A 2,681-nucleotide genomic window follows, 5' to 3' on the forward strand; every position below is an offset into this window, starting at 1 on the left:
GGGGCTTTTTCACATTTTTCTCACAAGCGAGCATTATTTAAACAAATGTACGCTTTTTTATGATTTTTTAAGCAGAAAATACGCTTTAAACAATTTTCAAATAAATACTGGTAGAATATAAAGCACTCGGTTCTAGTCAATTTCGACATTTCCACCCTATTAATACATCAATCTATTCAGAGTATTATATGCATCGATATCATTTATTATGGCTAAGTATAGTCAGCATAAGCTGGGCATCAACAGTCAATGCACAAGCTGAACAAACGTTATCTAATCCAAATAATACCCATCTTGATGGTCAAATTGCGGTGGATACAACCAAAGTAAATGAAAGTATTACGACTGCCAAAGCTGATATCAATACACAGGGCAATCAACCTTCTGTATTGCAGGAACTTAAACATCTAAAGTTTCAAGATCTCAAGGTGAATGCAAACGCAGCTCAAGCAGATGAGCTCAAAGATCCTTTACAGTCGTTAAACCGTGAAATATTTAAATTCAATGATATGTTGGATCGCAACATTGTTCGCCCTGTTGCTGTGCAGTACGCAACTAAGGTCCCTGAAGAAGTCCGTAGCTCTTATCGACTATTTCGAAAAAACATGGCTGAACCTTGGAATGGTACGAACCAATTAGTTCAAGGTCGCCCAATGCGTGCGATCAAGTCTTTTGGTCGCTTTACTATTAATACATTAACTTCATTAGGACTTGCTGACCCTGCTCGACGTATGGGGCTAAACACAGAGGAAGAAAGTCTAGGTACGACTTTAGGTTACTATAATGTACCTACAGGTCCTTATTTAATGTTACCTATTCTTGGGCCAAGCACACTTAGAAACTCATTGGATTATGTTGTTGAAGGTTATTCTCGTCCTATTAACTGGGCCTTTATTAATAACAAACAATATGGCTTAGAACTGGCCTACATCACCATGAATGGTATAGATTCACGTTCCCAATTCTTAGACCTTGAAAGCACCTTACAGGGTGATCGATATGCAGCAATACGCGATATCTATTTACAACGTAAGAGTTTTGAAATTTCAGAAAAGAAAGGTGATGATAATGATGTCAGCTTTATTGGCGATGATGATGCCGATTTAGATGATAACCAATGATCATAAAAGCACTTAACTTAATGTTGATAAACTTTTTTACAAGTATCCATTAAGTTAAGTCTGGTCAGCTCACAATTGCTACGAGTATAGTTATTCACTCAACCTTATCTTTTACTTATTCCTCACAGGATGTTTTATTCACTCTATGTATTTCATTCAGCCAACGCGAAAAATTGTAAATTTAGAACAGATGCTAGAAACTCTGCCTAATTTGCAGATGATCAACATAGCGGATATTCACCTATATGATCCTACAATTATCGCAATCGCAGATGTTCAAGATTTTCTTGTACATCAATGGTCTCTACCTACGATTGTGATTGCACATGAAAATGAAGGTACAGCACTTTCTCAAGCCTGGGAATTAGGAGCACTTGCTGGTTGGATCTGGAATAAACTGCCTGCACATCCAGAACATTCTCTTCTAAAAATTGATGCACAATATAAACGAAATCAAGATAGCCGCGACCTTCCCTCTGCAGCTGACTTACAAAAACGTTTACTGCCCAACCCAATTCAGGTTCTGAACTACCAAATCGAAACATTTTTTCAACCATCTGCTTATCTATCTGGTGATTGGTACGATTATTGGAAAATAAGTGATAAAGAAATTTTATTTTATTTAGCTGATGTTTCTGGCCATGGCGTTACAAGCTCATTATTAACTTCATGGATGGCAGCATTTCATGGTCGTTCTAAAACACCGCGTGAATTAATTAAAAAGTTGAACGGCATGCTGGTTCAAGAAAACATTGAGAAGCACATCACAATGATTGCAGGAACACTCAATTTTGAAAGTCATGAGTTAAGATGGTCAAGCGCGGGACATTATCCTCCAGCGATTATTTTTGAACCAGATCAAGCACCTAAAATTTTGAATACCAGCAGCTTTCCTCTGGGTCTAACAGAGGACTTAGAAGTTGAAGAGTTTGTCTGTCAACTCACTCGACACGCACGCTTCATTATTTGTTCCGACGGTGCCCTAGAACCCTTTAGTGGCGGACTTAACGAGCAATTTTCTCAGCTGGTATATCACTTGCAAAATCAATCTTTTCAGGCACCAGATCATGTCGCAGATGATATTGCTATTTTAAGTTTAAGAAGAATGAATTAATCGTATAATCAAAACATTACAATACAAAACCATGAGCTATGGCCTCTGAGTACTTGAGTATAAACATCGGCTATGGGATAATTTTGTCATCCTTTCTTTAAATGGCATTTTTATGTCAACAGGTCATATTGAATATGCAAGTTTGGATGGAACACATATCTTCAAAATTATTGGCGAAGTACGTGCCCAATCTTGTATTAGTCTAGACAAACTTTTGGCAAGGATTGAACAACAAAATAACGTCGTTGGCGCAATTGTTGATTTAACCCAAACCACCTTTATAGACAGTACGGTACTCGGTATTTTAGCAAAGTTAGGCCTTAAGCTTAAACAGGCTCACCAGATCCAAGCTGTGATGTTATCTACCAATGCAGATATCACCACTCTAGCCAATAGTATGGGCCTAGGGCAGGTATTTGTTATCTTAAATTATTGTGGAGATCCTA

2 protein-coding genes and 1 pseudogene are annotated in these 2,681 nt (G+C 37.7%); all 3 read left to right on the forward strand.

The window, feature by feature from the left end:
• The first annotated feature begins 188 nt into the window (after positions 1–188).
• On the forward strand, positions 189–1,121 hold the full coding sequence (locus Aru01_RS18155) for an MlaA family lipoprotein (protein WP_016657392.1): 933 nt from the start codon (positions 189–191) through the stop codon (positions 1,119–1,121).
• Positions 1,122–1,266: 145 nt separating this feature from the next.
• Positions 1,267–2,235, forward strand: a complete 969-nt coding sequence (gene gigA / locus Aru01_RS18160; RefSeq protein WP_016657393.1) for an RsbU family protein phosphatase GigA — start codon at positions 1,267–1,269, stop codon at positions 2,233–2,235.
• Between the two features lie 112 nt (positions 2,236–2,347).
• Positions 2,348–2,681 (forward strand): annotated as a pseudogene (gene gigB / locus Aru01_RS18165) (anti-anti-sigma factor GigB); the annotation flags it as partial.

Source organism: Acinetobacter rudis, from assembly GCF_000829675.1.
In the GTDB taxonomy this organism is placed as follows: Bacteria; Pseudomonadota; Gammaproteobacteria; order Pseudomonadales; family Moraxellaceae; genus Acinetobacter; species Acinetobacter rudis.